Source organism: Imtechella halotolerans (assembly GCF_028743515.2).
Lineage (GTDB): Bacteria > Bacteroidota > Bacteroidia > Flavobacteriales > Flavobacteriaceae > Imtechella > Imtechella halotolerans.
Genome location: NZ_CP117969.2, coordinates 28,822 through 54,782, shown reverse-complemented (window position 1 = coordinate 54,782; position 25,961 = coordinate 28,822). Strand labels below are relative to the sequence as shown.

Annotated in this window: 26 protein-coding genes; 11 read left to right on the top strand and 15 right to left on the bottom strand. The window is 36.4% G+C overall.

From position 1 onward, the window contains the following. Window position 1 precedes the first annotated feature (1 nt). Complete coding sequence (locus PT603_RS00255) at window positions 2-766, top strand: class I SAM-dependent methyltransferase (protein WP_008238461.1); 765 nt, start codon at window positions 2-4, stop codon at window positions 764-766. Window positions 767-768: 2 nt separating this feature from the next. Here PT603_RS00255 and PT603_RS00250 read toward each other — a convergent pair whose 3' ends face one another. From PT603_RS00250 to PT603_RS00210, 9 genes are all read right to left on the bottom strand, one after another. Next, the gene (locus PT603_RS00250; protein WP_008238463.1) at window positions 769-1,785 is read right to left on the bottom strand and encodes an FAD:protein FMN transferase; all 1,017 of its coding nucleotides are present in this window, start codon (window positions 1,783-1,785) and stop codon (window positions 769-771) included. An 11-nt stretch (window positions 1,786-1,796) separates the two neighbouring features. Next, window positions 1,797-2,825: an FAD:protein FMN transferase gene (locus tag PT603_RS00245; protein ID WP_008238465.1), complete on the bottom strand. Its 1,029-nt coding sequence runs from the start codon at window positions 2,823-2,825 to the stop codon at window positions 1,797-1,799. Between the two features lie 10 nt (window positions 2,826-2,835). Continuing rightward, on the bottom strand, window positions 2,836-3,195 hold the full coding sequence (locus tag PT603_RS00240; protein ID WP_040488646.1) for a DUF8840 domain-containing protein: 360 nt from the start codon (window positions 3,193-3,195) through the stop codon (window positions 2,836-2,838). Window positions 3,196-3,271: 76 nt separating this feature from the next. Further along, complete coding sequence (gene nqrF / locus PT603_RS00235; protein WP_008238468.1) at window positions 3,272-4,564, bottom strand: NADH:ubiquinone reductase (Na(+)-transporting) subunit F; 1,293 nt, start codon at window positions 4,562-4,564, stop codon at window positions 3,272-3,274. A gap of 20 nt (window positions 4,565-4,584) precedes the next feature. Next, on the bottom strand, window positions 4,585-5,199 hold the full coding sequence (nqrE, locus tag PT603_RS00230) for an NADH:ubiquinone reductase (Na(+)-transporting) subunit E (RefSeq protein ID WP_008238470.1): 615 nt from the start codon (window positions 5,197-5,199) through the stop codon (window positions 4,585-4,587). A 27-nt stretch (window positions 5,200-5,226) separates the two neighbouring features. Continuing rightward, complete coding sequence (locus PT603_RS00225; protein ID WP_008238471.1) at window positions 5,227-5,949, bottom strand: NADH:ubiquinone reductase (Na(+)-transporting) subunit D; 723 nt, start codon at window positions 5,947-5,949, stop codon at window positions 5,227-5,229. Window positions 5,950-5,966: 17 nt separating this feature from the next. Then, window positions 5,967-6,677: an NADH:ubiquinone reductase (Na(+)-transporting) subunit C gene (nqrC, locus tag PT603_RS00220; protein ID WP_008238473.1), complete on the bottom strand. Its 711-nt coding sequence runs from the start codon at window positions 6,675-6,677 to the stop codon at window positions 5,967-5,969. Between the two features lie 2 nt (window positions 6,678-6,679). Then, on the bottom strand, window positions 6,680-7,837 hold the full coding sequence (locus tag PT603_RS00215) for an NADH:ubiquinone reductase (Na(+)-transporting) subunit B (protein WP_008238474.1): 1,158 nt from the start codon (window positions 7,835-7,837) through the stop codon (window positions 6,680-6,682). An 11-nt stretch (window positions 7,838-7,848) separates the two neighbouring features. After that, complete coding sequence (locus PT603_RS00210) at window positions 7,849-9,192, bottom strand: Na(+)-translocating NADH-quinone reductase subunit A (protein WP_008238475.1); 1,344 nt, start codon at window positions 9,190-9,192, stop codon at window positions 7,849-7,851. A gap of 156 nt (window positions 9,193-9,348) precedes the next feature. Here PT603_RS00210 and PT603_RS00205 point away from each other — a divergent pair, with 156 nt between their 5' ends. The 5 genes from PT603_RS00205 to PT603_RS00185 all read left to right on the top strand — a co-directional run bounded on the left by PT603_RS00205 (window position 9,349) and on the right by PT603_RS00185 (window position 14,280). Further along, a complete protein-coding gene (locus tag PT603_RS00205) occupies window positions 9,349-10,596 on the top strand; it encodes a type IX secretion system plug protein (RefSeq protein WP_008238476.1) in 1,248 nt (415 codons plus the stop codon). An 18-nt stretch (window positions 10,597-10,614) separates the two neighbouring features. Then, the gene (locus tag PT603_RS00200; RefSeq protein ID WP_008238477.1) at window positions 10,615-11,721 is read left to right on the top strand and encodes a DUF3667 domain-containing protein; all 1,107 of its coding nucleotides are present in this window, start codon (window positions 10,615-10,617) and stop codon (window positions 11,719-11,721) included. A 3-nt stretch (window positions 11,722-11,724) separates the two neighbouring features. Continuing rightward, window positions 11,725-12,111, top strand: coding sequence for a Co2+/Mg2+ efflux facilitator ApaG/CorD (apaG, locus tag PT603_RS00195; RefSeq protein ID WP_008238479.1), 387 nt, complete (start codon window positions 11,725-11,727; stop codon window positions 12,109-12,111). A 106-nt stretch (window positions 12,112-12,217) separates the two neighbouring features. Continuing rightward, window positions 12,218-13,843 carry an L-glutamate gamma-semialdehyde dehydrogenase gene (gene pruA / locus PT603_RS00190; RefSeq protein WP_008238480.1) on the top strand — a complete coding sequence of 542 codons (1,626 nt, stop codon included), beginning with the start codon at window positions 12,218-12,220 and terminating at the stop codon, window positions 13,841-13,843. A gap of 164 nt (window positions 13,844-14,007) precedes the next feature. Beyond that, window positions 14,008-14,280: a hypothetical protein gene (locus tag PT603_RS00185; protein WP_155805566.1), complete on the top strand. Its 273-nt coding sequence runs from the start codon at window positions 14,008-14,010 to the stop codon at window positions 14,278-14,280. A gap of 3 nt (window positions 14,281-14,283) precedes the next feature. On the opposite strand, the gene rsmG is transcribed toward PT603_RS00185, so the two are convergent. Continuing rightward, window positions 14,284-14,910, bottom strand: a complete 627-nt coding sequence (gene rsmG, locus PT603_RS00180) for a 16S rRNA (guanine(527)-N(7))-methyltransferase RsmG (RefSeq protein ID WP_040488632.1) — start codon at window positions 14,908-14,910, stop codon at window positions 14,284-14,286. Between the two features lie 112 nt (window positions 14,911-15,022). After that, window positions 15,023-15,220 (bottom strand): OmpA family protein, encoded by a 198-nt coding sequence (locus PT603_RS00175; RefSeq protein ID WP_008238497.1) that lies wholly within the window; start codon window positions 15,218-15,220, stop codon window positions 15,023-15,025. A gap of 104 nt (window positions 15,221-15,324) precedes the next feature. Between PT603_RS00175 and PT603_RS00170 the strand changes: the two genes are divergently transcribed. Beyond that, window positions 15,325-16,428, top strand: a complete 1,104-nt coding sequence (locus tag PT603_RS00170) for a fatty acid desaturase family protein (RefSeq protein WP_008238498.1) — start codon at window positions 15,325-15,327, stop codon at window positions 16,426-16,428. Window positions 16,429-16,452: 24 nt separating this feature from the next. Further along, a complete protein-coding gene (locus PT603_RS00165) occupies window positions 16,453-17,643 on the top strand; it encodes a pyridoxal phosphate-dependent aminotransferase (protein WP_008238499.1) in 1,191 nt (396 codons plus the stop codon). A gap of 97 nt (window positions 17,644-17,740) precedes the next feature. Here the strand turns inward: PT603_RS00165 and PT603_RS00160 are convergent, their stop codons facing one another. The 3 genes from PT603_RS00160 to trkA form a co-directional block, all read right to left on the bottom strand. Next, window positions 17,741-18,037, bottom strand: a complete 297-nt coding sequence (locus PT603_RS00160) for a hypothetical protein (protein WP_008238500.1) — start codon at window positions 18,035-18,037, stop codon at window positions 17,741-17,743. Between the two features lie 77 nt (window positions 18,038-18,114). Next, entirely contained in the window at window positions 18,115-19,572 is a 1,458-nt protein-coding gene (locus PT603_RS00155) for a TrkH family potassium uptake protein (protein ID WP_008238501.1), read from the bottom strand. A gap of 53 nt (window positions 19,573-19,625) precedes the next feature. Beyond that, a complete protein-coding gene (trkA, locus tag PT603_RS00150; RefSeq protein WP_008238503.1) occupies window positions 19,626-20,975 on the bottom strand; it encodes a Trk system potassium transporter TrkA in 1,350 nt (449 codons plus the stop codon). 147 nt (window positions 20,976-21,122) lie between these two features. On the opposite strand from trkA, the gene ubiE reads away from it, so the two are divergent. Both ubiE and porT read left to right on the top strand, forming a co-directional pair. Beyond that, window positions 21,123-21,857: a bifunctional demethylmenaquinone methyltransferase/2-methoxy-6-polyprenyl-1,4-benzoquinol methylase UbiE gene (gene ubiE, locus PT603_RS00145; RefSeq protein WP_008238505.1), complete on the top strand. Its 735-nt coding sequence runs from the start codon at window positions 21,123-21,125 to the stop codon at window positions 21,855-21,857. Window positions 21,858-21,888: 31 nt separating this feature from the next. Then, window positions 21,889-22,617, top strand: coding sequence for a type IX secretion/gliding motility protein PorT/SprT (gene porT / locus PT603_RS00140; protein ID WP_155805587.1), 729 nt, complete (start codon window positions 21,889-21,891; stop codon window positions 22,615-22,617). A 6-nt stretch (window positions 22,618-22,623) separates the two neighbouring features. Here the strand turns inward: porT and PT603_RS00135 are convergent, their stop codons facing one another. Next, a complete protein-coding gene (locus PT603_RS00135) occupies window positions 22,624-23,349 on the bottom strand; it encodes a TrmH family RNA methyltransferase (protein WP_008238509.1) in 726 nt (241 codons plus the stop codon). 44 nt (window positions 23,350-23,393) lie between these two features. On the opposite strand from PT603_RS00135, the gene tamL reads away from it, so the two are divergent. Beyond that, window positions 23,394-25,955 (top strand): translocation and assembly module lipoprotein TamL, encoded by a 2,562-nt coding sequence (tamL, locus tag PT603_RS00130; protein WP_008238515.1) that lies wholly within the window; start codon window positions 23,394-23,396, stop codon window positions 25,953-25,955. Window positions 25,956-25,961 lie beyond the last annotated feature (6 nt).

Here is a 25,961-nt window from a genome sequence, read left to right as displayed (position 1 = left end):
AATGAAGAAGCTTTTCAAGCTAGTATTAAATACCATACCCAGGCCACTGCTTATAAGATTCAGTTATGCTGTAAGACCACTAATGGCATTTTTGCTTCGAGGTACCACATTTCAGGATCCGATTGACGGTAAAAAGTTCCGTTCCTTCCTTCCATACGGCTATGGAAAGCAACGAGAAAATGTATTATCACCTTCCACACTCTCGCTTGAACGCCATAGATTACTTTGGTTATATTTATCTCGAGAAACAGATTTTTTTTCAGCCCCTAAAAAAGTATTACATTTTGCTCCTGAACAAGCCTTTTATAAAAGATTTAAAAAGTTAAAGAATTTAGACTATACTACTACTGATTTACACTCACCTCTAGCCGATGTTAAAGCAGATATATGCGACTTACCGTTTGAGGATAATAGCTTTGATATCATTCTGTGTAATCATGTCCTAGAACATATACCTAATGATACCTTGGCCATGAAAGAGTTGTATAGAATTTTAAAACCAGGGGGTATGGGTATTTTCCAAATACCTCAAGATTATAACAGAACAACTACTTTTGAAGACAATTCCATTACGGACCCTAATAAAAGGGCTGAAATTTTTGGTCAATATGACCATGTTCGTGTGTATGGGATGGATTATTTCGACAAACTTCGATCAATTGGTTTCCAGGTAATTGAAGAGAATTACACAAAAAAAATTCCCCAGGAATGGATTAATTTATATCGATTGGCTCCTGGAGAAATCATTCCTGTATGTTCTAAATAAATTTAAGGAACCACTAGATTCTTAAAGCCATCAGAAACGTATTGCTGTACAATATTATCTGAATCTGCATAAAAAAGCATAAGTTCCAACTCAGGATGTTGGGATGAAAAACCAATAACATCTTCAACTCCCATAACCATAAAAGCGGTGGCATAGGCATCAGCCTCCATGCAGGTATTCGATAAAACCGTCACACTTAATATAGTACTCCTTTGCGTGTAACCTGTAATAGGATTAATCGTATGAACATACTGTTGCCCTGTCACACTATCAATAATTACTTTTCTATAATTTCCCGAGGTAGCCATTCCTTTCCCTTGCAAACGGATTTTAGCGATTAGAGAACGCTCTTCAGGACGCTGAAGAGGGTCATCTATACCTATGATCCAATCTTTGTCTTCAACCGTATTTTTGCCCATGGCAATCATTTCGCCACCTACTTCGGTAATAAAATCATTTATATTTTTCCCCAATAAATAATCCGAAATCACATCTACTGTATACCCCTGCGCAATAGCATTAAAATCAAATGAAACAAAAGGATTTCGTTTGGCAATGGTATGTTTATCAGTTAACACAACCTTATCAAATCCAACAAAATCTAGTAAGCTGTCAATTTGAACTGGAGAAGGTGGTTGTATCCCTTTCTGAGGGCCAAACCCCCAGGCATTAACAAGAACCCCTACGGTAGGATCAAACAATCCGTTACTTGCCTTCCATACTTCTTGAGCCTTGTTAAATACATTTATAAAATGTGCATCTACCACCAATGTGCTATCCCCTGCATTTACTCGTGAAATAATAGATTCCTCTCTATAGGTTGACATGGAAAGGTCAATCACCTCTAAAATAGAATCAATAGCTGGTTTTAAGTCGATATCTGAATCAGACACATACTTAATGGTATATGTACTACCTTGTGCATTACCATGAATAATATGAATTTGAGGTTGCTTTTTAGAACATGAAAACATGAAAAGCGATAAACCAACTAAAGCTAGATAAAAGTTTTTTGTCATTAAAAAGTATTTTATTGTTTGAATTGTCCTTCAATTTTTTCTGCCTCCCTGAATCCTTGCGTAGTATATTGTTGAATATCCCCATCAGCATCAGCGCTGACAATAAATCCTTCAATGTGATCAATTTTCTTAAGGAGTTGCTTGGCATCTTCTAATTTCATGACTAACAATGCAGTGGCGTATGCATCGGCTTCCATTGCGGATCCGGTACTAAGTACCAAAGAACTTAATACATTACTCTGCTGTGGATATCCAGTCTTTACGTTAATTGTATGCACATAATGCTCACCTGTTTCAGAATCAACCCTAAAACGACGATAGTTACCAGATGTCCCTAAAGATTGATTTTCCATTGTAAACTTTACAGATAACTGTTGTGGATTTTGACCATCAGGATTCTCAATAGTTATAGGAGCATCATGAACAGTTTTAAATTTCTCTCCTTTAACCAGCATTTCTGCTCCCATTTGAATATAATATTCCTTAATACCATTACTTTCAAACATAGCACCAATACGATCGATCGCATATCCTTTAGAAAGACCACTAAAATTAAGTGTCACTTGGGGATGCGTTTTAATAATACGTCCTTCCTTAGTAAGGGTGACCTTATCAAAACCAGTAAATTGTAAAATACTATCAATGTCCTTTTGAGAAATATTATCAATAGGCTGTTCTGTACCAAACCCCCAGGCATTAACTAAACCTCCAACGGTAGGATCAAATTCCCCATTGGTTAGTGTCCATACCTCATAGGATTTTAAAAACACATTCTTAAAATGTTCATCTACCACAATAGAATTGTCACCATCATTAATACGTGACACATCCGAAGTAGGCAAATACACAGAAATTGACTTATTAATCTCATTAAGTAATAGTTCTATCTCATCTTTAAAATCAGTTTCGGCATCAAGGGCATAGTACTTAATTGTATAAGTACGACCGAAAGCAAATCCGGTATTCGTTATTAAATTGGATTCACGATTACATGAACTAAATACAAGTCCAACAAATACAATCCAAAGTAGTTTTTTCATAATGGTTTGGTTACAGTTCAATTAATCCGTTAAAATTAACTATATAATCAGAAGAGGTGGTAAGAGGCAATTCGTAATCTTTAGCGTTGGCAAGGCCCACTCCAGCATAATAAATTCGTGCATTAAACTTTAAGGCGTGCTCCTTTAAAGTTTGCATGAATATCATATCATAATCGATAGGGTTTTCAGGATACAAAATAGCTTTAACAATAACAAAATGTTTTTGATTTCGCTCATCAACACATACGAATTGTGGATTTTTGTTAAGTTGGCTATTTATGGCAAGAAATTCCCACCCCTTTTGCTCTAAAGTTTTACCAACCTCATTCATTGCCAAATTATGCAGCTCCTGTTCAGTTAATTCATTCATGGTCATCAAAAATACAATTTTTTGGAACAAAAAAGCCGACTTACTAATAAGCCGGCTTTTTATATTTATGTTATGATTATCCTCCGAAGTCGTCGAAACGAACATTCTCTTTAGGAACACCAAAATCATCAGCCATTTTTTCAACAGCTTTATTCATTAGAGGTGGTCCACAGAAATAAAATTCGATATCTTCAGGAGCATCATGCTTAGACAAATAATTATCTATAACAACTTGGTGAATGAAACCTACGAAACCGTCTCCTTCTCCATCCAAACCATCTTTAACTTTCCAGTTATCTTCCGGTAATGGTTCAGATAAGGCAATATAGAATCTAAAGTTTGGAAAATCACGCTCTAAAGCTCTAAAATGCTCTACATAGAACAATTCACGTTTAGATCGTCCTCCATACCAATATGTTACTTTACGTCCAGTTTTCAACGTACGGAACAAGTGGTACAAATGGGAACGCATAGGTGCCATACCTGCTCCTCCTCCTACATAAAGCATTTCCGCTTCACTTTCGTTGATGAAGAATTCTCCATAAGGACCAGAAACAACTACTTTATCACCTTGTTTCTTAGAAAAGATATAAGAAGATGCAATTCCAGGATTTACATCAGCCCATCCATTTTTAGCACGATCCCATGGTGGAGTAGCCACACGAACATTCAACATAATTTCACGTCCTTCTGCTGGATATGAAGCCATTGAATAAGCACGCTCTACCGTTTCACCATTTTTCATTACAAGTGGCCATAGGTTAAACTTATCCCACTCAATTTTGAATTTATCAGGTGTCTCATGTTCCTCTGGGTGAGCAGTGATGTCGATATCACTATACTTCACTTCACATGGCGGGATTTCAATCTGAATATAGCCACCTGGCTCATAATGCATATCTTCAGGAAGACGCACCACAAACTCCTTGATAAATGAAGCCACGTTATAGTTTCTTACAACTTCAGCCTCCCATTTTTTGATACCAAAAATTTCCTCAGGAACTTCAATTACCATATCCTGCTTTACCTTTACCTGACAACCTAAACGCCAGCCTTCGGCAAGTTCTTTACGAGTAAAGTGAGGTGTTTCAGTTGGAAGCGCTTCTCCACCGCCATCCAAAACACGACATTTACATTGGATACAAGTTCCACCTCCACCACAAGCCGATGGAAGGAAAATTTTATTATTTCCAAGAGTACCCAATAGGGTTCCTCCTGAGGAAACTTCTACATTTTTTTCTCCATTAATTTTTAGCGTAACTGGCCCTGAAGGTACCAGCTTTGCCTTTGCTCCCAATAGAATAGCCACCAATACTATAATAAGTACTAAGAAAACTATTAAACTGGCTAAGATTACTGAATAATCCATATCTATAGTTATGATTCGGTTTATAATTTAATTCCCATAAAACTCATGAAGCCTATAGCCATAAGTCCTGTGATGATAAAAGTAATTCCAAGACCTCTCAAAGGAGCTGGCACATTGGAGTAAGCAATTTTTTCACGAATGGCAGCAATAGCTAAAATTGCTAAAAACCATCCGATACCAGAACCAAATCCATAAACAGCTGCTTCAGAAACACCTCCAAAGTCCTTTTGTTGCATAAAGAGTGATCCTCCTAAAATCGCACAGTTTACTGCAATTAACGGAAGAAAAATACCCAAAGCACCGTAAAGTGCCGGGGCAAACTTCTCTACAATCATCTCTACCAATTGTACCATTGAAGCAATAACGGCAATGAACATGATAAAGCTCAAGAAGCTTAGATCGATGTTGGCATAGTCTTCTCCAAGCCATGTAAGCGCACCTGGCTTAAGAAGGTAATTATCCAACAAATAGTTAACAGGCACTGTAAAGGCCAAAACAAATATAACGGCCGCTCCTAAACCAACGGCAGTTTTTACTGTTTTGGACACTGCCAAGTATGAACACATCCCTAGAAAATAGGCAAAAACCATATTTTCTATAAAGATACTTTTTACGAAAAGATTAATATAATCCATGTTTGCTACGTTTATACGTTAGTACAATTAGTTTTTCTCAATGAGTTTACGGTTTCTCATACGTTGAACCCAAATTATAACACCTACAGTCAATAGAGCTGCGGGAGACAATAACATCAACCCATTGTTCTCATAACCTAGAGCGTACAATCCAGTAGACTCTGCAAGTGTTGCACCTTTATGACCTAGCACCTCATAGCCCATTAACTTTCCAGAACCTAGTAATTCTCTGAAAAAAGCAACTATAATAAGGATAATACCATAACCAGCAGCATTTCCAATACCATCAAGGAACGACTTCCAAACTCCATTACCTAATGCAAATGCCTCCAAACGTCCCATTACAATACAGTTTGTAATAATAAGTCCCACAAATACGGAAAGCTGTTTGCTGACATCGTAAGCAAAAGCTCTTAAAATTTGATCAACTAAGATTACCAGTGATGCAACGATAACCAATTGAACGATAATACGGATTCGGTTAGGAATTAGATTACGAATCAATGAAATGATAACGTTACTAAAAGCCATTACTGCCATAACTGCTATTGCCATTACTATCGAAGGCTTTAACTGAACTGTAATAGCTAATGCTGAACAAATACCCAATACCTGAACAGTAATAGGGTTGTTATCATTGAAAGGGTCAGACAATAGCGCTCTGTTCTTCTTGGAAAACAAAGGCTCTTTTTCTTTTGAAACAAAAAGAACTACTGGGTTCTTCTTCTCTTCTATTTTATTTTTTGCCATGATTTCTTCGATTTTAATTATTGAACAGAGTGTTTAACGAAATAAGGCTTGTAATGTTGAAGACGCTCTGAAATCATTGCTGTAACACCATCACCTGTGATAGTTGCACCAGAAATAGCATCCACAGCGTTGTCATTTTTATCATTTCCTCCAGCATATCCCTTTTGCACATTAACACCTACAATTTCACCGCTTTGATCTTGGATCTTCTCTCCTTCAAAACGCTCTTTGAACCATCCTTGAGTAATTTCAGCACCAAGTCCTGGAGTTTCACCAGCATGGTCTAAAGAAATCCCCTTAACAGTATTCAAATCTTCTTCTAAAGAAATATATCCCCAGATAGCATTCCATAGTCCTGCTCCTCTAAGTGGCACCACATAATACTTAGTACCATCAACATTGGCCACAAAAATCGGAAAACGCTGTGCTGATACAGGTTTTTTCAATTCCTTATTTAAATCTACATCAAAAGCTTTAGTAGTCTCATCAATTTCACCTTCAGCAGTAAGTGAGTATTGTTCGGTAATATATTGATTAAACTTAGCTTCAGCACCATCGCGGTCTACATCAACCCCAATAGTAGCTAAAATATTTTGCATCTTTTCTTTACGAGCGTTGTCATCTTGACGTGGCTTTAAAGAAGTTGCTGTAAAAGCCAAGGCCGTAGCAACAACCACTACCATAACAGTAGCAAAGATAAATGTATATGCATTACTATCTCTATTCATGATTAAGCTGATTTAATTTTAGTTGCGGCCAGACGCTTCTTTCTTCTTTTCACACTTGCCTCTATCACATAGTGATCAATGGTAGGAGCAAATACGTTCATCAAAAGGATTGCAAGCATTACTCCTTCAGGGTATGCTGGGTTGAATACCCTAATCATTATACTGAACACCCCTATTAGAATTCCATAAATCCATTTTCCCCTAGTAGTCTGAGCAGCCGATACCGGATCGGTAGCCATAAATACAACACCGAACGCTAAACCACCTACCAATAAATGTGAGGTCCATTCAAAACTCATCAAAGCATTAGCTCCCCAAGCATTAAACAAGAGTCCCATTATTGCAGCACCAATAAACCCTCCTGCCATAATACGCCAGCTACCCACTCCAGTAAGGATTAAGATCGCTGCACCGACTAAAATCCATAAGGTTGATGTCTCTCCGATAGACCCAGGAATAGAACCTGCAAACATACTCCACATGTCATATGTCGGTTGATGTCCAGCTGCCAAAGTTCCTAAAATGGTTTCTCCTGAAATGGCATCTACATTAGTTGCCTCAGAAACCCATACTTTGTTTCCTGACATATAAGTAGGATATGCAAAGAAGGCAAAAGCTCTTGCTAATAAAGCCGGGTTAAGGATATTCATACCAGTACCCCCAAATGCTTCTTTTCCAATTACCACTGCAAACGCTACAGAAACTGCCAACATCCATAATGGTATATCTACTGGCATAATCATCGGGATAAGCATACCTGAAACCAAGTATCCTTCATTCACTTCGTGACCGCGGTAAATTGCAAAGGCAAATTCAATAGCAAGACCTACGATGTACGAAACAGCTATCATAGGAAGTATCTTCAAGGCACCGTGCCCAAAAGCATCCATAAAGGTAAACGCTTCTCCTAATTGAGAGAAATGTTGATATCCTGTATTGTAAATCCCATAAAATAATGCAGGCAACAAAGCCAACACCACCACAATCATGGTACGTTTCAAATCTACTGCGTCTCGTATGTGGGCTCCTTTTTTGGTTGTATGATTAGGTACAAACAAAAAAGTATCCAACGCATTGAATGCAGGAGCCATTTTCTCCCACTTTTCACCTTTCTCAAAAGGCTTCTTTAGTTGATCTATTTTATTTCTTAAAAAACTCATCGTATCAAATTTTAACCAACTTCTTTAATCATCAAGTCTAAACCTTGGCGGATGATTTCCTGAGCTTCTATTTTTGAAGTACAGGCAAAATCTACCAATGCAAAATCTTCAGGTGTCACCTCATAGATTCCAAGGTTCTCCATTTTCTCAATGTTTTCCGCCATACAAGCCTTAAGCAATTGCATCGGATAAACATCCATAGGTAAAACCTTTTCCATCTCTCCAGTAACAACCAAAGCTCTTTCCTCACCGTTTAAATTGGTATCAACGCGATACTTCTTATTAGGAGATAACCAAGCCAAGGATGTTTTAGACATACTAGGTATATAATTGTCTTTAAAAGGCAACCAACCGAACATGCGGTAATTTTTGCCTTCAGGTATAATGGTCACTAAATTATGATAATACCCCAAGAAACCGCCTTCAGCGATTTTATCTCCTGTAAGTACATCACCACTAATTACACGCACATTACCTTGAATAGCTCCAACAAAACTTGAAACCTGAGCTCCAATTTTCACTTTGTAATACTGTGGTTTTGCCACTTCAGAACCTGCCAAAGCCACAACACGTGTAGCGTCAAATTTTCCTGTCTTAAATGTTCTTCCAATGATAGCGACATCCTCTGGTGAAACAACCCAAACACGTTCACCTGCATTGATAGGATCTACGTGATGTATCTGAACACCAACATTTCCAGCTGGGTGTGGTCCAGACACCTTGTGAAGCACCACCCCTTTCACTTCATTTAAGAATGACGCATCATCATTCCCAATTGAAAGGTGTACTTTTCCAGAAGTCAATTTAGATATTGCCTGAATACCTGCTTGAAAATCTTCTTTGCTATTTTTCAACACAAACTCAACATCGGCAGCCAATGGAGCCGTTGCATATGCGGAAATAAAAATAGCTTTAGGGGTTTCGTTAGGATTAGCAACAACATCATAAGGACGTTGCTTTACAAATGGCCAAAGGCCTGATTCAAGCATAAATTGCTTCACTTCTTCAGAAGACAATACTGATGAGTCCTTAGCGCCATGCTCTTTGTAGACATCGGTAGCATCTGCCTCGATAACTACGTCTAGAATGACACGTTTAGCACCTCTTCGTATTTCTTTCACTTTTCCACTTACTGGTGAAACAAACTTGATGGCATCGTTATATTTGGAGAAAAATAAAACATCTCCTGCCTTCACTGCCTCACCTTCTTTTACTACCATTTTTGGGGTCACCGTGTGGAAATCTGCCGGTTTCACAGAATAGACCTGAGATCTAGGTGCATCGGAGAGCAGCTTTTCTGCTTCTCCCTGCAACTTCAATGTCAAGCCTTTTTTAATACGGATGTCGTTTGACATATTTCAAAGGAATTGAAAGTTAGTTTACAAAAAATCGGCACAAAGTTAGTGTTTAAAGGTCAGTTTTCCCAAAAAAAACAAGTTATTTTATACCTTCTAATCTCTTTTTAACAAGCACATAATTTAGCTATCTTTAGCATTCAAAATACCACGACAATGAAAGCAGCTTTATTACTAATAACCAGCTCATTACTTATCAATTTACAACTCAAAGCACAAGTAATGACGGAAACGGCAGCGCCATCCCACATAAAAACCATAATTTTCAAAAGCGATATTCCTGGAGACCAATTCCCAATTATTAAATTAGGCGAGAAAATCCACCTAGAATTTGACGACTTAAACGCAAACGAAGAGGATTATTACTACTCTATTACTCATTGTGATTACGACTGGAAACCATCTCAATTATTAAAATCACAATTCTTAAGAGGGCAAGACATGCAACGAATAACATCCTATAGTAATTCCTTCTCTACCCTCCAACCTTACTCAAATTACAAACTTACACTCCCAAATGAATTTACAGGGTTCAAGGTAAGTGGCAATTATATCCTTACCATACACAACAACTTTGAAGAGGTTGTTTTTTCTAGAAGATTTGTCATATATACTGATCAAGTCACAGTTGGCGCCGAGGTAAAACGCACTCGTGATTTACAATATATAAATCATAAACAAGTAGTTCAGTTTAAAATAAATTCAAAAGATCGCCCCCTATTAAACCCTCAAAGGGAAGTCAAAGTCGCGATTCTACAAAACTATCACTGGCCTACCGCCATTACAAACATTAAACCACAATTCACCCTAGGTAAGGAATTAGTTTATAAATACGACCAGGAAACCTCATTTTATGCAGGAAACGAATACCTAAATTTCGACAATAAAGACGTTCGGGCAGCAAGCTTAGGTGTTAACAGAATTGAATTGAAAACCCTTTATCACAACTATTTGTTCACAAACACTTCTCGAGCAGGAAGTACTTACACCTACTTTCCTGACATTAATGGAGATTTCGCTATACGAACTCTTCAAGGAACAGACCCTTCTACAGAATCCGAATACGCTTATATCCACTTTAGTCTAAAATCAACACCGGAATTAATCTGGAAAGATATTTATGTCTATGGAAAATTCAACAACTATGAACTTTCCGAAGAAAACAGATTAATTTACAACGATCAAAACCAAGCTTTTGAAAAGGCTATCCTCCTTAAACAAGGATTTTACAATTATAAATATGCAATTAAAGACAAAGAAACTGTAGATTACAATCAAATTGACGGAAATTTCCACAACACAGAAAACCACTATCTCATACTTGTCTACTATCGCCAATTTGGAGAACAATATGACAGCTTGATAGGCGTAGGAAGCACAAGCAGTACTCAAATAACCAACTAAAAACGCTAACCAACCACTATGAATGAGCTTAAAAAATCATCTTACAAGTATAGAGGAACCTCATGCTTAAACTGCCAACATCCTCTTGACAAAAGTGATAAGTTTTGCCCACAATGTTCACAACTTAACAGCAGCAAACGTCACACAGTCCTTGATTTTATAGAAGAATTTTTCGCTACCTTTTTTGCCTATGATTCCAAATTGAGAAAAACACTTTCAGCGATGATTCTCAAACCTGGAAAAATCACTCGTGATTACCTAGACGGTAAACGCACAACATACACAAATCCATTTCGATTTTTCCTTAGTCTCACCATAGTATATTTTTTACTTTTAAGCCTTAGCGAGGATTTTTCAACACTAAATCGGTACGGAAACTCACAAGAAAATGCGTTTAACTTTAACGACGAAACTATAGAACAGTTATCCTCCCAGGTCCCAGAAGAACAACGAGGAGGAATTGTAGTAATAGACTCAATACTAAACTCTAAAGAAAGAAAAATAGCTCAAGCAAAACGTGACTCCATAATGCTATCTCAACCTAAAGAATATTTCCTAAAGGTAGATTCTTTACCCTTTTGGGATCGCATTGGAAAAAAAACCAACTATTATACCAAATCAATTCCAAAAAACCCCTACGACTCCTATGAAGAGACACATAAAAAAATAGATGTTCCAATGAATATCAACAACAAAATTGCATTTAATGTCTCGCGTAGTTTATATCGTATACAATCACAACCTGGAAATTACATCAACTATATCATTTCCAAGTTACCTTTTATCATTTTCTTCTTTCTTCCAATTTTTTCATTTTTCATATGGCTCATGTATAATATGAAACAATATTACTACATGGACCATCTCATTTTTAATTTCCATACTCTTTCAATGCTGATTCTTATGCTCATTTTAGGTCTCTTCATCGACTTAATATTCAAGTGGTCGGTTTCTTTGTGGATATTATTCATTTTTTTAATTTATTTGTACAAAGCAATGCGGAAGTTTTATGGGCAAGGGCGTGTTAAAACAATTGTTAAATTCTCTATACTGAATACTATATTTTTTATCTTAGCCTTCACAACTGCGTCATTTCTTTTCATCCTAAGTATTTTATTTTATTAGTGTATGAATACACAAGTAACCAAAGGCATAAAAATTTCGGTAGTAACAAGTTTTGGAGGTACTTTCTTCAAGAACTATCGTATGCACTATGCTTTTGAATACCTGATAACTATTGAAAATCAGAGTAAAGATGTAGTTCAACTCACCTCAAGACATTGGCAAATTTTCGATGCACTAAACGAAACTGAAATTGTTGATGGGGAAGGTGTAATTGGAAAGAAGCCTGTTTTAAAACCTGGTGAATCCCACACCTACAATTCAGGCTGCCTCTTACTGGCCCCTTTAGGAGCTATGAGAGGATATTTCAACATGATTAATTTTACCTCTACAAAAAAGTTTAGAGTTTACATACCAACTTTTAAACTTGGAGCACCTTTCGCGCTCAACTAAAAACACCCATCTCTCAAAATTACAGTTACTTCGGTTACCCATAAACCGCTAAAATTATCATACCTTTGTGCAACATTATTGTTAACACTAATAAATACACAACACAATGGGAAAAGGATTTTTTCAAATTCCGATAGCTGTAAACGAACCTGTAAAATCGTACGCTCCCGGAACCCCAGAAAGAGAGGCAGTTTTGCAACAATACAAAGCCTATTTTAACAGCCAAGTAGAAGTACCTCTATATATAGGTAGTGAAGAAATTTTTACTGGTAATACACGATCGATGTCACCTCCACACGACCACCAACATGTAGTAGGGGTGTATCACCTTGCCGAAAAACACCATATTGAAAACGCTATTACCACTGCCTTGGAAGCTCGTACAAAATGGGCTGCAATGCCATGGGAGGAACGCGCCTCTATATTTTTAAAAGCAGCAGAATTAATTGCCGGCCCTTACCGAGCAAAAATTAACGCTGCTACCATGATCGCTCAATCAAAGAATGTACATCAAGCTGAAATAGATTCTGCCTGTGAATTAATTGACTTTCTACGTTTTAATGTGCAATACATGGGTGATATATATAGTGATCAGCCTGAATCCTCTGAAGGAATTTGGAACCGTGTTGAATATAGACCACTTGAAGGATTTGTCTACGCTGTAACACCTTTTAACTTTACAGCAATCGCTGGAAACCTTCCAACAAGTGCTGCACTAATGGGGAATGTTGTAGTATGGAAACCGAGCAACAACCAAATATTTTCTGCAAAAGTAATTATGGATGTACTTAAAGAAGCTGGCGTTCCTGACGGTGTTATTAATATGGTATATGGTGACGCTGCAATGATCACGGAGACTCTTTTGTCTAGTCCTGATTTTGCTGGAATTCATTTTACCGGATCAACGGATGTTTTCAACAACCTTTGGGCTAAAATTGGAACCAATATTGGTAGTTATAAAACGTATCCACGTATTGTTGGAGAAACTGGTGGAAAAGATTTTATCGTTGCCCACCCTTCTGCACATGCTAAACAAGTTGCTACCGCTATTAGCCGTGGTGCATTCGAGTACCAAGGCCAAAAATGTAGTGCTGCATCAAGAGTATACTTACCAAAATCCAAGGCAGATGAAATTCTATCTTTTGTAAAAACTGACATCGAATCCTTTAAAATGGGTTCACCAGAAGATCCAAGCAATTTCATAACAGCCGTTATTCATCAAAGTTCATTTGACAAACTTGCCTCATACATAGAGCAAGCAAAAAAAGATGAAGATGCTACTATTTATGCCGGTGGAAACTATGACAAATCTAAAGGTTACTTTATTCAACCTACTGTAATTGTTACCACTAATCCGAAGTACAAGACCATGGAAACAGAACTTTTCGGACCAATAGTTACCGTTTATGTATATGAAGACGATGCATGGGAAGAAACCCTTAAATTGGTAGATGAAACTTCTATTTATGCCCTTACAGGTGCCGTTTTCTCTCAAGATCGTTATGCACTTAGCGTTGCCATGAAAGCACTTCAAAATGCGGCTGGTAATTTCTACGTTAATGATAAACCAACAGGTGCTGTTGTAGGCCAACAACCCTTCGGAGGCGCCAGAGCCTCTGGAACTAATGACAAAGCTGGTTCTGCCCAAAACCTTTTAAGATGGGTTTCTCCACGATTAATAAAGGAAACTTTTGTTACTCCTGAAGACTATCGCTATCCATTTTTAGGATAAGGAATAATATACAAACTATAAAAAAGACCGCCTTCTCACAAGGTGGTCTTTTTTGTTCAAATAGGACTCATAAGAAAATCCAAATAGGATGTTAAATGTGTCTCAAATGTAAATTTAATGTAAATTAATTGTTAACTTAGCCTTGATTAATGAATTTTGAGAACATGAAAAAGGACCCTAAATACGGAATTATCACCATTAAATATGCGATTACAAACGCTATGGATACAGACGAAATTATTTTCCAGAAAAAAATCGACAGCATCATTGCTTTAGATAATATCCCTTCAGCTATTGCTCGTTTCACAGCCTTAGAAGACTCCCTAACAGAAAGAAGAGAGGAAAACAATAACTATAGTTTTAAAGGTTTGTGGAATACACTAAAGGCATACTCCAAACGTTGTAAGCGTTCCTACTATAGCATGTTAAAAGTATAAGAATCACACCTTTTTCATTGGAAGATAAACCACTTTTTTAGTTTCAAAAAATGGGTCTTCAAAATAATCAGATAGATTAAAAAGTTGTACAGTTTGGTATGCCGACAATTCTTCGGTAAGATCTCCTCCTTTCAAGTACAATATACCATTCTTTAAAGAATGCCTTGAATCCTTTTTAACCTTGCCACGTACCCATTTTACGAAATCAGGCATTGTTGTAACTGCCCTACTTACTATAAAGTCAAATTCTTCGTTTACCTTTTCTGCTCTAATATGTTCAGCTCTTACATTTTTTAATCCAAGAGCATTAACGACCTCTTGAACTACCTTTATCTTTTTTCCAATAGCATCTATTAGGTAGAACTTAGTTTCTGGAAATAAAATGGCTAGCGGTATTCCTGGAAACCCGCCACCAGTTCCAACATCCAACACGGAACTGCCGGGTAGAAAGGCTTGAACTTTTGCAATCCCTAAGGAGTGAATTACATGTCGGGTATACAATTCATCGATATCTTTTCGAGAGATCACATTAATTTTAGAGTTCCACTCCTTATACAACGATTCCAACTGAACAAATTGTTCTTGTTGTGTACTAGTTAAATCAGGAAAATAGTCAGTAATTCGATGCATTAACGAAGTTTTTACTTTTAGAAATGCAAAAATAATTAAAAACACCTGTTTAATGACAATAAAAAACATCCTTCATTTACCTAAAGTCCATTTCCTTTATTAGTCTATTTTCTCAAATTCTACTCTCCTCTTTTTGTACCTTGAATAATGGAGTAGTGTTTTCTATTAAAGGTTCATACTCCCCTCTGCCTTGAAACAAAAGTCTTTCACTATCTATTCCCATTTTATCAATCAAATAATTCCTTACGGAAGCAGTTCTAGATTTTAACAATATCATATTTTTAACAAAAGTCTCCCAAATTGCAATCATAATTATAGTTAATTAGCGTTCCATAAATACAATTAATGTTTAATTTTGACAAATTTTAAAGCATAACCTAAACGATACTATCGTTCAAAATACAATTAATTACTATGGAATTACAAACCGTTCGGTTTTCAAGAAAAGATCCTCAAGCCTTTTTCAAAACTCTTAATGCTCGCATAAACGATTATTTCAAAGAAAACAATATTAAAAAAACAGGGAACTGGAAATTATATCTTAAGACCATTGTAATGTTCTCTTTATTTCTTACTCCTTATTTTCTAATTCTAACTATTGATATGAATCAATGGTTACAATTACTACTCACAATAGTAATTGGTATTGGTATGGCTGGCGTTGGAATGAATGTCATGCATGATGGTAACCACGGCTCATACTCCTCCAAAGAATGGCTTAATAAAATAATGGGAGCTAGTATCTATATTCTAGCAGGTAATGTATATAACTGGAAGGTTCAGCATAATGTATTACACCACACCTATACCAATATTCATGGACATGATGAGGATCTAGATGCAGGACGTATTATTCGTTTTACTGAACATGCCGAATGGAGAGGATTTCACCGTTTTCAACATTATTATTCCGTATTCTTATACGGACTGTTGACACTTAACTGGGCTATTACTACGGACTTTAAACAAATGCGTAACTATTTAAAACGTAAACTTTCTTACGGGAAATATCCCAATCCAGCTAAAGAATGGAGTGTCCTTATTATTACTAAATTAATTTATCTTTCTATTTGGATAGTGTTACCAATGCTAATTCTTGATATAGCATGGTGGAAAGTACTTATTGGTTTCTTTGCCATGCACTATACTGCCGGATTAATCCTAAGTATTGTTTTCCAACTTGCACACGTTGTAGAAGAAACTGAAATGCCACAACCCTCAGACGATGGTTCAATGAAAAACACTTGGGCAATACACCAATTGTTTACCACAGCAAACTTCTCTACTAAAAATCGTATCGTAAACTGGTTTACAGGAGGATTAAATCACCAGGTTGAACACCATATTTTTCCTAATATTAGCCACATTCACTATACTAATATTTCTAAAATTGTAAAACAAACTGCTAGGGAATATGGTTTACCGTATAATGAATACAAAACAACTCGCCAAGCAATAATATCTCATTTCAGACATTTAAGAGACTTAGGTAAAAAACCTAATTTTCAATTACAATAACCAACTATAACAACACACAACGACATGAATCATTTTTTGTCTGACAGAATTAACAACATGGCTACCTCAGCAACTTTAGCTATGGCCGCCAAAACACGAGAACTTAAAGCTCAAGGTCGCGACATTATTGGATTAAGCTTAGGTGAACCAGATTTTAATGTTCCTGATTTTATTAAAGAGGCTGCCATTGAAGCAATTCACGATAATTATAGCAGCTACTCCCCTGTGGATGGATATGCGGACCTAAAACAGGCCATAACTGAGAAATTCAAAAGAGACAATAATCTTACTTACAGTTCAAATCAAATAGTAGTCTCTACGGGTGCAAAACAGTCACTTGCCAACGTAGCTCTTGTAATGATTAATCCTGGAGATGAAGTCATTCTACCTGCACCTTATTGGGTAAGTTACAGTGATATAGTTAAAATAGCAGAAGGTGTACCTGTTGAAGTTCCAACAAGTATTGATACTGATTTTAAAATGACACCATCTCAGTTAGAAGCAGCCATCACTCCAAAAACAAAAATGCTATGGTTCAGTTCACCATGTAACCCTAGTGGTTCAGTATACAGTAGAGAAGAACTTGAGGCACTTGCGGTGGTATTACGTAAACATCCTAATATATTTGTGGTATCTGACGAAATTTATGAACACATCAACTTCACAACTAGTGGTCATGTTAGCATCGCTGAAATTGATGGAATGTATGAACGCACTATTACGGTGAATGGTGTATCTAAAGCATTCGCCATGACTGGCTGGCGTATTGGTTACATAGGGGCCCCAGAATGGATTGCAAAGGCCTGTACTAAAATGCAAGGACAAATCACTAGTGGTGCAAATTCAATCGCTCAACGTGCAACCATTGCAGCGGTGAAAGCCCCTGTAAGCAGTATCAAATTTATGATTGATGAGTTTCACAAACGTAGGGATTTAGTACTTGAACTCTTAGGTGAAATTGAAGGATTTAAATTAAATGTACCAGAAGGAGCCTTTTACGTTTTCCCAAATATTGAATATTTCTTTGGTAAAACATTACGTGGAAGATTAATTAATACAGCTGCAGATTTTTCAATGTATCTATTAGAAGAAGCTAATGTTGCTACGGTAACCGGAGAAGCATTTGGAAACGATAATTGTATTCGCATATCTTACGCTGCTTCAGAGGTAGAACTTCGAGAAGCCATGAAACGTATAAAGGAATCTTTATCATAACACCTCAATTCAAGAATTAAGACACATCTTTTCCTGAAGCCAGGTATACAAAACAAAAGCCACTCTAATGAGTGGCTTTTTTAATAGCGTAGGTTAATTATAAGCTTAACAAAATTATAGATAGAATAAGTATTGATCCACTTACGAAAATGACAGTATTTGGAAATCGATTCGAGTACTTTCTAAAATATTCTTTGATTCCAAAAATAACAAATGTATTAAGAGCAAAGAAAATTAGGCAGCACCATAAAACGCCTATTCCAAAAATCTCCTCACTAAAGGTTGTTGTGGTATCAAGTGCCGTATGATTTAGAGCCAATAACATCATTATCGTAAGGATTACGGATAATAACAACCAATAGGCTTCCTTTTTTGATACTCCTTGATTATACATACTCTTATTTTAAATCATAAAAGTACGTCCAAATCTAAACATACGCAAAGGGGAAAAACACCCTTTTTAACTCTAAATCAATGCTTTCTCCAAAAGAAAGGAGTAAGCAATATCAAAACAGTAAAGAGCTCCAACCTTCCTAATAGCATTAGAAAAGCACACCACCATTTACCTAGTGCTGGCAAACTATTAAAATTTTCCAATGGACTCAAGCTACCTAAAGCAGGACCCACATTACCAAGAGAAGAAGCAGCGCCACCTACAGCAGACAAAAAATCAAGTCCCATCATTCCCAATACCAATGCACCAATAATAAAAAGAAGCATGTAAAGAATGAAAAATCCTAAGATATTAAAAACAACTTCTGACGTTAAGGATTTGGTATTATATCGTACAGGAATAATAGCATTTGGATGTAAGGTCCTTTTAAATTCCAATAATCCGTTTTTTATCATCAGCATATGACGGACCACCTTAACTCCACCCGCTGTAGATCCAGCAGAACCACCTAAGAACATTAATCCAAAGAAAAAGATCGTAAGGAAACTTGTCCAGGTCGTAAAATCAGCAGTCACAAAACCAGTAGTGGTGATAACAGAAACCACTTGAAATAATGTATGCCTAAAAGCACTCTCTGCCTCACCCCATACCATAGGATGGTAATCACTAACAGGAACATCTGCCTGATAATACACTACTAAAAAAGCAATTATGGTAAAAATTGCTACAAAGCCAAAGTAAAACCGAAATTCATCATCCTTAATAACTTTTTGTATATTTCCTTTGAATGCAAAGTAACTTAATACAAAATTTGAGCCCGCCAAAAACATAAACAATACGATTATATATTGAATTATTGGGTCATCATTCCAGTACGCCACACTTGCATTTTTAGTGGAAAAACCACCAGTAGAAAGTGTTGCCAACGCATGATTAATTGCATCAAAAAATGACATACCTGCCAATTGAAGTAAGATAGTTTCTGCAATTGTATAACCAAAATAAATAAACCATAGCCTTTTAGCCGTGTCCGTAATACGTGGATGCAATTTGTCAGCACTTAGACCAGGCGCTTCAGCCACAAAAAGCTGCATCCCACCAATTCCTAATAAAGGTAGAATTGCAATTGCCAAAACAATAATCCCCATTCCACCTATCCAATGTGTAAGGCTTCTCCAAAAAAGAACCCCTTCCGGCAAAGCTTCTATATCACTGAGAATAGAAGCACCTGTAGTGGTATAACCTGACATTGTTTCGAAAAAAGCATTAGTAATATCTGGAATAGATTGTGTAAACAAATATGGTAACATACCCGAAAAGGACATACAGATCCACCCAAAGGTCACAATTATATAACCATCTCGTTTTTTTAGTTCTCTTGTATGGTTTCTAGTAAAATACATTAAAACTACACCTGCCAAAAGAGTAACAAGAGAAGCCGAAGAAATTTCCAAGGTTACCCCATCGTCATAAACACCGCTGATAAGTGCAGCCAATAACATGAAACCGCCATTAAACAATAGCAGTAAGCCCATAAGATGTATAATAAGTCGGGTGTTGAAACTTTTCAAGTTTGAAAATTTTTATGCTAAAAAAACAGCTTTTCTACTTTACCAATTGATTGTGGAAGGCAGCACACAACTACTCTATCTCCAGAAATCACTCTAAATTCCCCTAAAGCAATCATACCTTCTCCATTCCGAATAACTCCTCCTATAATAGCAGAACGTGGAAAATCAAGATCTTTAATCACCTGGCCATCAATAACAGAACCGGGCTTTACGACAAATTCTAGAATTTCAGCATTCATATTATTAAGGCGTGTAATGGCCACTACCTCACCCTTTCTTATGTGTCTAAAAATATTATTAGCAGCTAATAGCTTCTTATTAATCAAAGTATCTATGCCTATTGACTGGGACAATTGAAAATAATCCATATTTTCTACCAAGGCAATCGTCTTTTTCACTCCTCTTGATTTAGCAACAAGACAAGACATAATATTAGTTTCCGAATTTCCAGTTACAGAAATAAAGGCATCCATTCCAGTAATCTCTTCTTCCTCAAGTAGTTCAACATTCCTTCCATCGCCATTAATAATAAGCGCGTCCGGTAATTCATCCGCCAAATCAAAAGCCTTATTCTTATCTTTCTCTAGCAGCTTCACTCTAAAACGATTACCACACAAATCTCTAGCAGCTTTAAACCCAATCTTACTACCACCAAGAATCATCACATTTTTGATACTCTCCTTCACTTTACCACTCAACTTATACAACTCATCAACACCTTCTTTAGAAGTAACAAAATACACTTGATCTCCTTCATTAAAAATAGTATCCCCTCTCGGAATCAAAGTATATTGTGTGCCAAACCGTTGTATGGCAATAGGTACAAAATTAAGCTCAGGAAAAAAGGCAGCCGCTTCTTTTACTGACTTACCAATAAAGGGAGCCCCATGTTGCAATAATGTCCCTACCATTATCAAAGCACCATTTTCAAACTCATAACTATCATTAAAAGCAGATTGATTAAGGAGTAATTGAATCTCAATAGCTGCTAATTGTTCAGGAGAAATAAGTTCATCAATTCCTAGTTCTGTGAATTTTATTTCATCTCTACTATGAATAAATTCGGTATTTGAAATTCTGGCAATGGTACGCTTACAGCCTAATTGTTTTGCCAATACGCATAATGTAATATTGGTAGTTTCTGAAGAAGTAACACCAATTACCAAATCAGACTTGGAGACTTTAGCTTCCTTTAAAACAGAAACCGAAGTAGCATCCCCTCTTAAAACCTTGATATCTAAATGATTATCAGCATACGCAAGACTATCCGTATTGGAATCTATCAAGGTAATATCTTGCGCCTCATATGAAAGCAGTTTCGCTAAGTGAAATCCAACTTCACCAGCACCTGCAATAATAATTTTCATGATATAAAAACATGATTAAAGGGCAAATATAACTTAATTTTCCATCGTACAAGGCTTTCACCTCCTTTTACTACAACTATAGAAAGCTAAGCAGACTTTTTAAAAATTTTAATTGGCAATCCGTATCTTTGTCAAAATTTCAGTAAAATGACCGAAAAAGTAACTCCTTATAAAAACTCAGAATTAGGAAAAAAAGAACAAGTCACTCAAATGTTTGATACCATTTCAGAAAATTATGACGGACTAAATCGCGTAATTTCTTTTGGTATTGACATTAAATGGCGAAAAAAAGTAGTAGAGTTAGTAGCAGAAACAAATCCTGATGCAATTCTAGACATTGCTACAGGGACTGGAGATTTGGCAATAGCCTTGGCTGAAACATCTGCTAGCCGTATTGTAGGTCTTGACATTTCAGCTGGCATGCTTGAGGTAGGTAAATATAAAGTAGCGCAGAAAAAATTATCAGATACAATTGAAATGCTCCTTGGGGATAGCGAAGCTTTACCTTTTGAAGACAATGTATTCGACGCAGCAACAGTAGCATTCGGAGTACGTAATTTCGAAAACCTAGAAAAAGGGCTAGGAGAAATTCTTAGGGTATTAAAGCCTGGAGGAAAACTTGTCATTCTAGAAACCTCTGTTCCAGAAAAATTCCCATTTAAACAAGGGTATTACCTGTACACCAAGAACTTACTTCCTTTGATAGGAAAGCTATTCTCGAAGGATCGATCAGCCTACTCCTATTTATCTGAATCAGCTTCAGTTTTTCCTCATGGAGAAAACTTCAACAATATTTTGCGAAAAATCGGGTTTATAGAGGTAATAAACAAACCACAAACCTTTGGATCAGCAACTATTTATGTGGCTACCAAAAAAAGCTGAGTTCATAAACATTAAAGGGCAATCCTTATCTATGCGTTACACTGTCGGTTCCAAGCTTCATCTAACAAGAGCACTACTATTTAGCGTGTTCATCTCGCTTTTATATACAACTGCCTCCCAAGCACAATACAGGAGAGATCCCATTATTAATTTAGAAAATTTCGATTTAGATCGCGTACATTGGGGGTATTTTCTTGGCTTTAATCAATATGATTTCAAATTTGACTATGAAGACAGTTTTGCAGACGTACAGGTTGCAAAATCAACTGGATTTAACGTAGGCCTTATTGGCGATTTACGAATAAATGATTATTTGAATTTACGTCTTGAACCGGGTTTATATTACACACAAAGAAGTCTTTATTTTCCAGGATTCGTTGAAGAGCGTGATTACTTCCGAGAAGTAAAATCGACCTATGTCCATATACCTCTATTACTCAAAGTAAGTACCAAGCGACTTAACAACTTTAAACCATTTCTTGTGGGGGGTGTATCCACCTCCATTAACTTAAGTAGTAATGAAACCAATCCAAATGACAATACCGGCGGAGTATTTCGCATGAAAAGAAACACTTATTATTATGAGCTGGGATTTGGTATTGATTTTTACTTAATGTACTTTAAATTTTCCCCATCAATTAGAGGTGTATTTGCGCTGAATGATGAATTGGTGCGTGATCAGAATCCTAATAGTTTATGGACCGGAAATATCAATGGAATGTATACGCGTGGGGTGTTTGTTAACTTTACATTTGAATAAACAATCCTAACCCCTTCGAAATTCACTGAGCAAAATTGCTGTTGCCGTGGCAACATTAAGACTCTCGGTTTGTTGCAAATCTCCAAAGCGCGGTATCGTTATAGAATGCGTAATTTTATTCAAAACCTCCTGCGAAACACCATTAGCTTCATTTCCCATTACCAATATTGCCTGATTTGGTAAAGATGTGTGATATACATTTTCTCCATCCATCATGGCTGCATAAACAGGTAAATTAGTTTCTGTTAAATATTCGGTTAAATCACAATATTCAAGGACCACTCTTGCCAGAGAACCCATTGTAGCTTGAACCACTTTAGGATTGTAGCAATCTACTGTATTCATGCTACAAATGATCTTATTCACCCCAAACCAGTCACACAATCGTATAATTGTTCCTAAATTTCCAGGGTCGCGAACCTGGTCAAGTGCTACAATAAGGCCCGTATTTTCTGAAGGTTCCATTGAGGGAATCTCAAAAATTGCTAATGAAGCATTGGGAGTAGTCAGGCAACTTATTTTTTTTAAGTCAACTTCGGATATCTCATGTCTCTTGGATGGAGAAAGTTCCACAAAATCTTCATTAGTGGTAAATAAAGAATGTAAGGAAAAATCTGCGAATAAAAACTCTTCAATAACCTTTTTGCCTTCAGCTATGAAGAGCTTATGTTGATTTCGGTACTTTTTTTGCTGTAAACTCGTTATTAGCTTTATTTGGTTTTTGCTTACCATGGGAAATAATGTATTTTTGAATCACTAAAAATCCGAAATCACTTTTGAAATCAGCTTGTACAAAAATAGCAGTAATTACCTTATTTGTATTATTTTCTTCGTGTAACGCTGTAAAAAGAGTCCCCGAAGACGGATTGTTGCTAACCAAAAACACTTTATTGGAAAATGGTAATGAAGTTTCTAATGATACGCTAGAAAGTCTTTTTTATCAAAAACCTAACAGTCGTTTGCTACGCACTCCTATTAGGCTTCATATTTATAATCTTGCGGCAGAAGACCCTGAGGCAAACTATAAAGAATGGCTAGAAAAAAAACCAAAACGTCATTCAAGGCTAGCTAAATTCCTTTCTGAAAAACAAGTTCAACGATTAGGGAGAAGTTTTTGGTCATATGGTATTCATAATGCACTTAAAAATACTGGAGAACCCCCCACTATTATAGATCCATTAAAAACCAGCCGAACTGCTTCTCGACTTAAATCCTATTACAATAGTAAAGGCTATTTCAATTCTGAGGTTGACTATACTATCATCCCATTAGAACATCAAAAGAAAAGAGGAGAAGTATCTTATACGGTCAATACAGGCAAACCCTATTATTTAGATACAATCACAACCACCATTGCCTCACATGCCGTTGATTCCATCTATCAATTGCACAAAAAACAATCGTTCATTAAAACTGGAAACCAATACGATTTATTAAAGTTTGGTAATGAACGGACAAGACTTACCACTATTTTTAGAAATTCAGGACTTTATACGTTTCAACAAAGTTCAATCAATTTTGAAATAGCCCGAGATACCACTCAAAATAGTAATGACTTTAAAATGCCGGTTACACTATTTATTGAAAACCTTACCAGAAGAGATAACGGTAGACTTATAGAAATCCCATATCAGGTACATCATATAAAAAAGATAAATATTTACGCTGACTATACTTTCCAAAATCAGAAAGATAATTTGGACTCTATAAGTCATAACAATTACACTATTTTTTACCATAACAAGTTAAGATACAGGCCGAAAGCACTTACAGATGCCATGGCTATTAGTGCAGAAACGGTATATACAGACAATGACAGAGCTCTTACCTATAGACAGATCAACAACTTACGTACATTTAAGTATCCTAATATTGAATATAAATATATTGCCAACGATTCATTGCAGAACAACTTAGAAGCCAATATCTATTTATCTCCCATTGATCGCTTTTCCCTTGAGTTCAACACTGATGTTTCCCACTCCAATATTCAAGACTTTGGTATATCATTTAGCACTTCACTGATTAGCAGAAATATTTTCAGAGGAGCCGAAACATTGGAATTATCCGCTCGCGGTACACTAGGATCGCAAAAAAACGCTGCCAATAGTGACCAATTTTTCAACATTTCCGAAATTGGAGGTGATATAAAACTAAGTTTTCCTCGGATCTTTTTCCCGATAAAGACCAATAGGTGGATACCCAAGTATATGCTTCCAGAAACTAGGTTGCAATTTGGAACCAGTATTCAAGAAAACATTGGACTCGATAAGCGTAGTTTCAACGGAATCACCAGATACTCCTGGTCCCCCTCCACAACCCATAAAAATGTACTGGAAATGCTCAACATTCAATTCATAAACAATATGAATGTAGATAATTTTTTTAACGTATATCAGAGTACATACAACAGGCTGAATTCTATTGCAAAAAATTACCCAGTCAATCCTGATTACCTAGATGACAATGGCAATCTATCCATTAATACCGGAGGTGCGCAAAATTTCATTATGGATGTTCAAAACAATACACTTCAACTTAGTGATGAAGACAATCAGGCTGTACGAAGTATCGAAGAACGCCGTGTAAGGCTAACAGACAACAACTTAATTTTTGCTTCCAATTTTACATTTACTCAAAATAACAGAACAAACTTTACAGACAATAATTTTTCACAGTTTAGAGCCAAATTGGAACTTGCTGGAAATATTTTATCTGCCCTTGCCCAACCTTTTAATTTTGAGAAAAATGAACATGAAAAGTACTTAGTATTTGGAGTACAATTTTCACAGTACGTAAAAACAGAGTTTGATTATATAAAATATTGGCAAATAAACAGGGAGAACGTTCTTGCCTTTAGAGCATTTGCAGGGATCGCAATTCCTTATGGCAACTCAAGTAACATTCCATTTTCACGAAGTTATTTTGCTGGTGGCTCCAATGACAACCGAGCTTGGCAAGCCTATTCTCTTGGACCTGGAAGCAGTGGCTCAACTAATGATTTTAATGAAGCCAACATGAAGCTAGCGTTCAATTTAGAATATCGTTTTCCAATATTCGGAGGATTCAAAGGAGCTCTTTTTGCTGATGCAGGAAATATTTGGAACATCCTTGATGATGTCAATGACCCTAGTTCCCAATTTCAAAGTATTGACTCCATAAAAGATATAGCGTTAGGCAGTGGTTTTGGTCTAAGATATGACTTCAGCTTCTTTGTGTTAAGATTTGATACAGGATTTAAAACATACAACCCAGCTCTTCCAACTGGTCAACGATGGTTTAAACATTACAACTTCAGTAATGCAGTTTTTAATATTGGAATAAATTATCCTTTCTAAGCCATC

Excerpts from the sequence above, each read along its gene's own strand:
- PT603_RS00255 (WP_008238461.1), top strand. The coding sequence starts at position 2 with ATGAAGAAGCTTTTCAAGCTAGTATTAAATACCATACCCAGGCCACTG.
- PT603_RS00250 (WP_008238463.1), bottom strand. The coding sequence starts at position 1,785 with ATGACAAAAAACTTTTATCTAGCTTTAGTTGGTTTATCGCTTTTCATG.
- PT603_RS00245 (WP_008238465.1), bottom strand. The coding sequence starts at position 2,825 with ATGAAAAAACTACTTTGGATTGTATTTGTTGGACTTGTATTTAGTTCA.
- PT603_RS00240 (WP_040488646.1), bottom strand. The coding sequence starts at position 3,195 with ATGAATGAATTAACTGAACAGGAGCTGCATAATTTGGCAATGAATGAG.
- nqrF (WP_008238468.1), bottom strand. The coding sequence starts at position 4,564 with ATGGATTATTCAGTAATCTTAGCCAGTTTAATAGTTTTCTTAGTACTT.
- nqrE (WP_008238470.1), bottom strand. The coding sequence starts at position 5,199 with ATGGATTATATTAATCTTTTCGTAAAAAGTATCTTTATAGAAAATATG.
- PT603_RS00225 (WP_008238471.1), bottom strand. The coding sequence starts at position 5,949 with ATGGCAAAAAATAAAATAGAAGAGAAGAAGAACCCAGTAGTTCTTTTT.
- nqrC (WP_008238473.1), bottom strand. The coding sequence starts at position 6,677 with ATGAATAGAGATAGTAATGCATATACATTTATCTTTGCTACTGTTATG.
- PT603_RS00215 (WP_008238474.1), bottom strand. The coding sequence starts at position 7,837 with ATGAGTTTTTTAAGAAATAAAATAGATCAACTAAAGAAGCCTTTTGAG.
- PT603_RS00210 (WP_008238475.1), bottom strand. The coding sequence starts at position 9,192 with ATGTCAAACGACATCCGTATTAAAAAAGGCTTGACATTGAAGTTGCAG.
- PT603_RS00205 (WP_008238476.1), top strand. The coding sequence starts at position 9,349 with ATGAAAGCAGCTTTATTACTAATAACCAGCTCATTACTTATCAATTTA.
- PT603_RS00200 (WP_008238477.1), top strand. The coding sequence starts at position 10,615 with ATGAATGAGCTTAAAAAATCATCTTACAAGTATAGAGGAACCTCATGC.
- apaG (WP_008238479.1), top strand. The coding sequence starts at position 11,725 with ATGAATACACAAGTAACCAAAGGCATAAAAATTTCGGTAGTAACAAGT.
- pruA (WP_008238480.1), top strand. The coding sequence starts at position 12,218 with ATGGGAAAAGGATTTTTTCAAATTCCGATAGCTGTAAACGAACCTGTA.
- PT603_RS00185 (WP_155805566.1), top strand. The coding sequence starts at position 14,008 with ATGAAAAAGGACCCTAAATACGGAATTATCACCATTAAATATGCGATT.
- rsmG (WP_040488632.1), bottom strand. The coding sequence starts at position 14,910 with ATGCATCGAATTACTGACTATTTTCCTGATTTAACTAGTACACAACAA.
- PT603_RS00175 (WP_008238497.1), bottom strand. The coding sequence starts at position 15,220 with ATGATTGCAATTTGGGAGACTTTTGTTAAAAATATGATATTGTTAAAA.
- PT603_RS00170 (WP_008238498.1), top strand. The coding sequence starts at position 15,325 with ATGGAATTACAAACCGTTCGGTTTTCAAGAAAAGATCCTCAAGCCTTT.
- PT603_RS00165 (WP_008238499.1), top strand. The coding sequence starts at position 16,453 with ATGAATCATTTTTTGTCTGACAGAATTAACAACATGGCTACCTCAGCA.
- PT603_RS00160 (WP_008238500.1), bottom strand. The coding sequence starts at position 18,037 with ATGTATAATCAAGGAGTATCAAAAAAGGAAGCCTATTGGTTGTTATTA.
- PT603_RS00155 (WP_008238501.1), bottom strand. The coding sequence starts at position 19,572 with ATGGGCTTACTGCTATTGTTTAATGGCGGTTTCATGTTATTGGCTGCA.
- trkA (WP_008238503.1), bottom strand. The coding sequence starts at position 20,975 with ATGAAAATTATTATTGCAGGTGCTGGTGAAGTTGGATTTCACTTAGCG.
- ubiE (WP_008238505.1), top strand. The coding sequence starts at position 21,123 with ATGACCGAAAAAGTAACTCCTTATAAAAACTCAGAATTAGGAAAAAAA.
- porT (WP_155805587.1), top strand. The coding sequence starts at position 21,889 with ATGCGTTACACTGTCGGTTCCAAGCTTCATCTAACAAGAGCACTACTA.
- PT603_RS00135 (WP_008238509.1), bottom strand. The coding sequence starts at position 23,349 with ATGGTAAGCAAAAACCAAATAAAGCTAATAACGAGTTTACAGCAAAAA.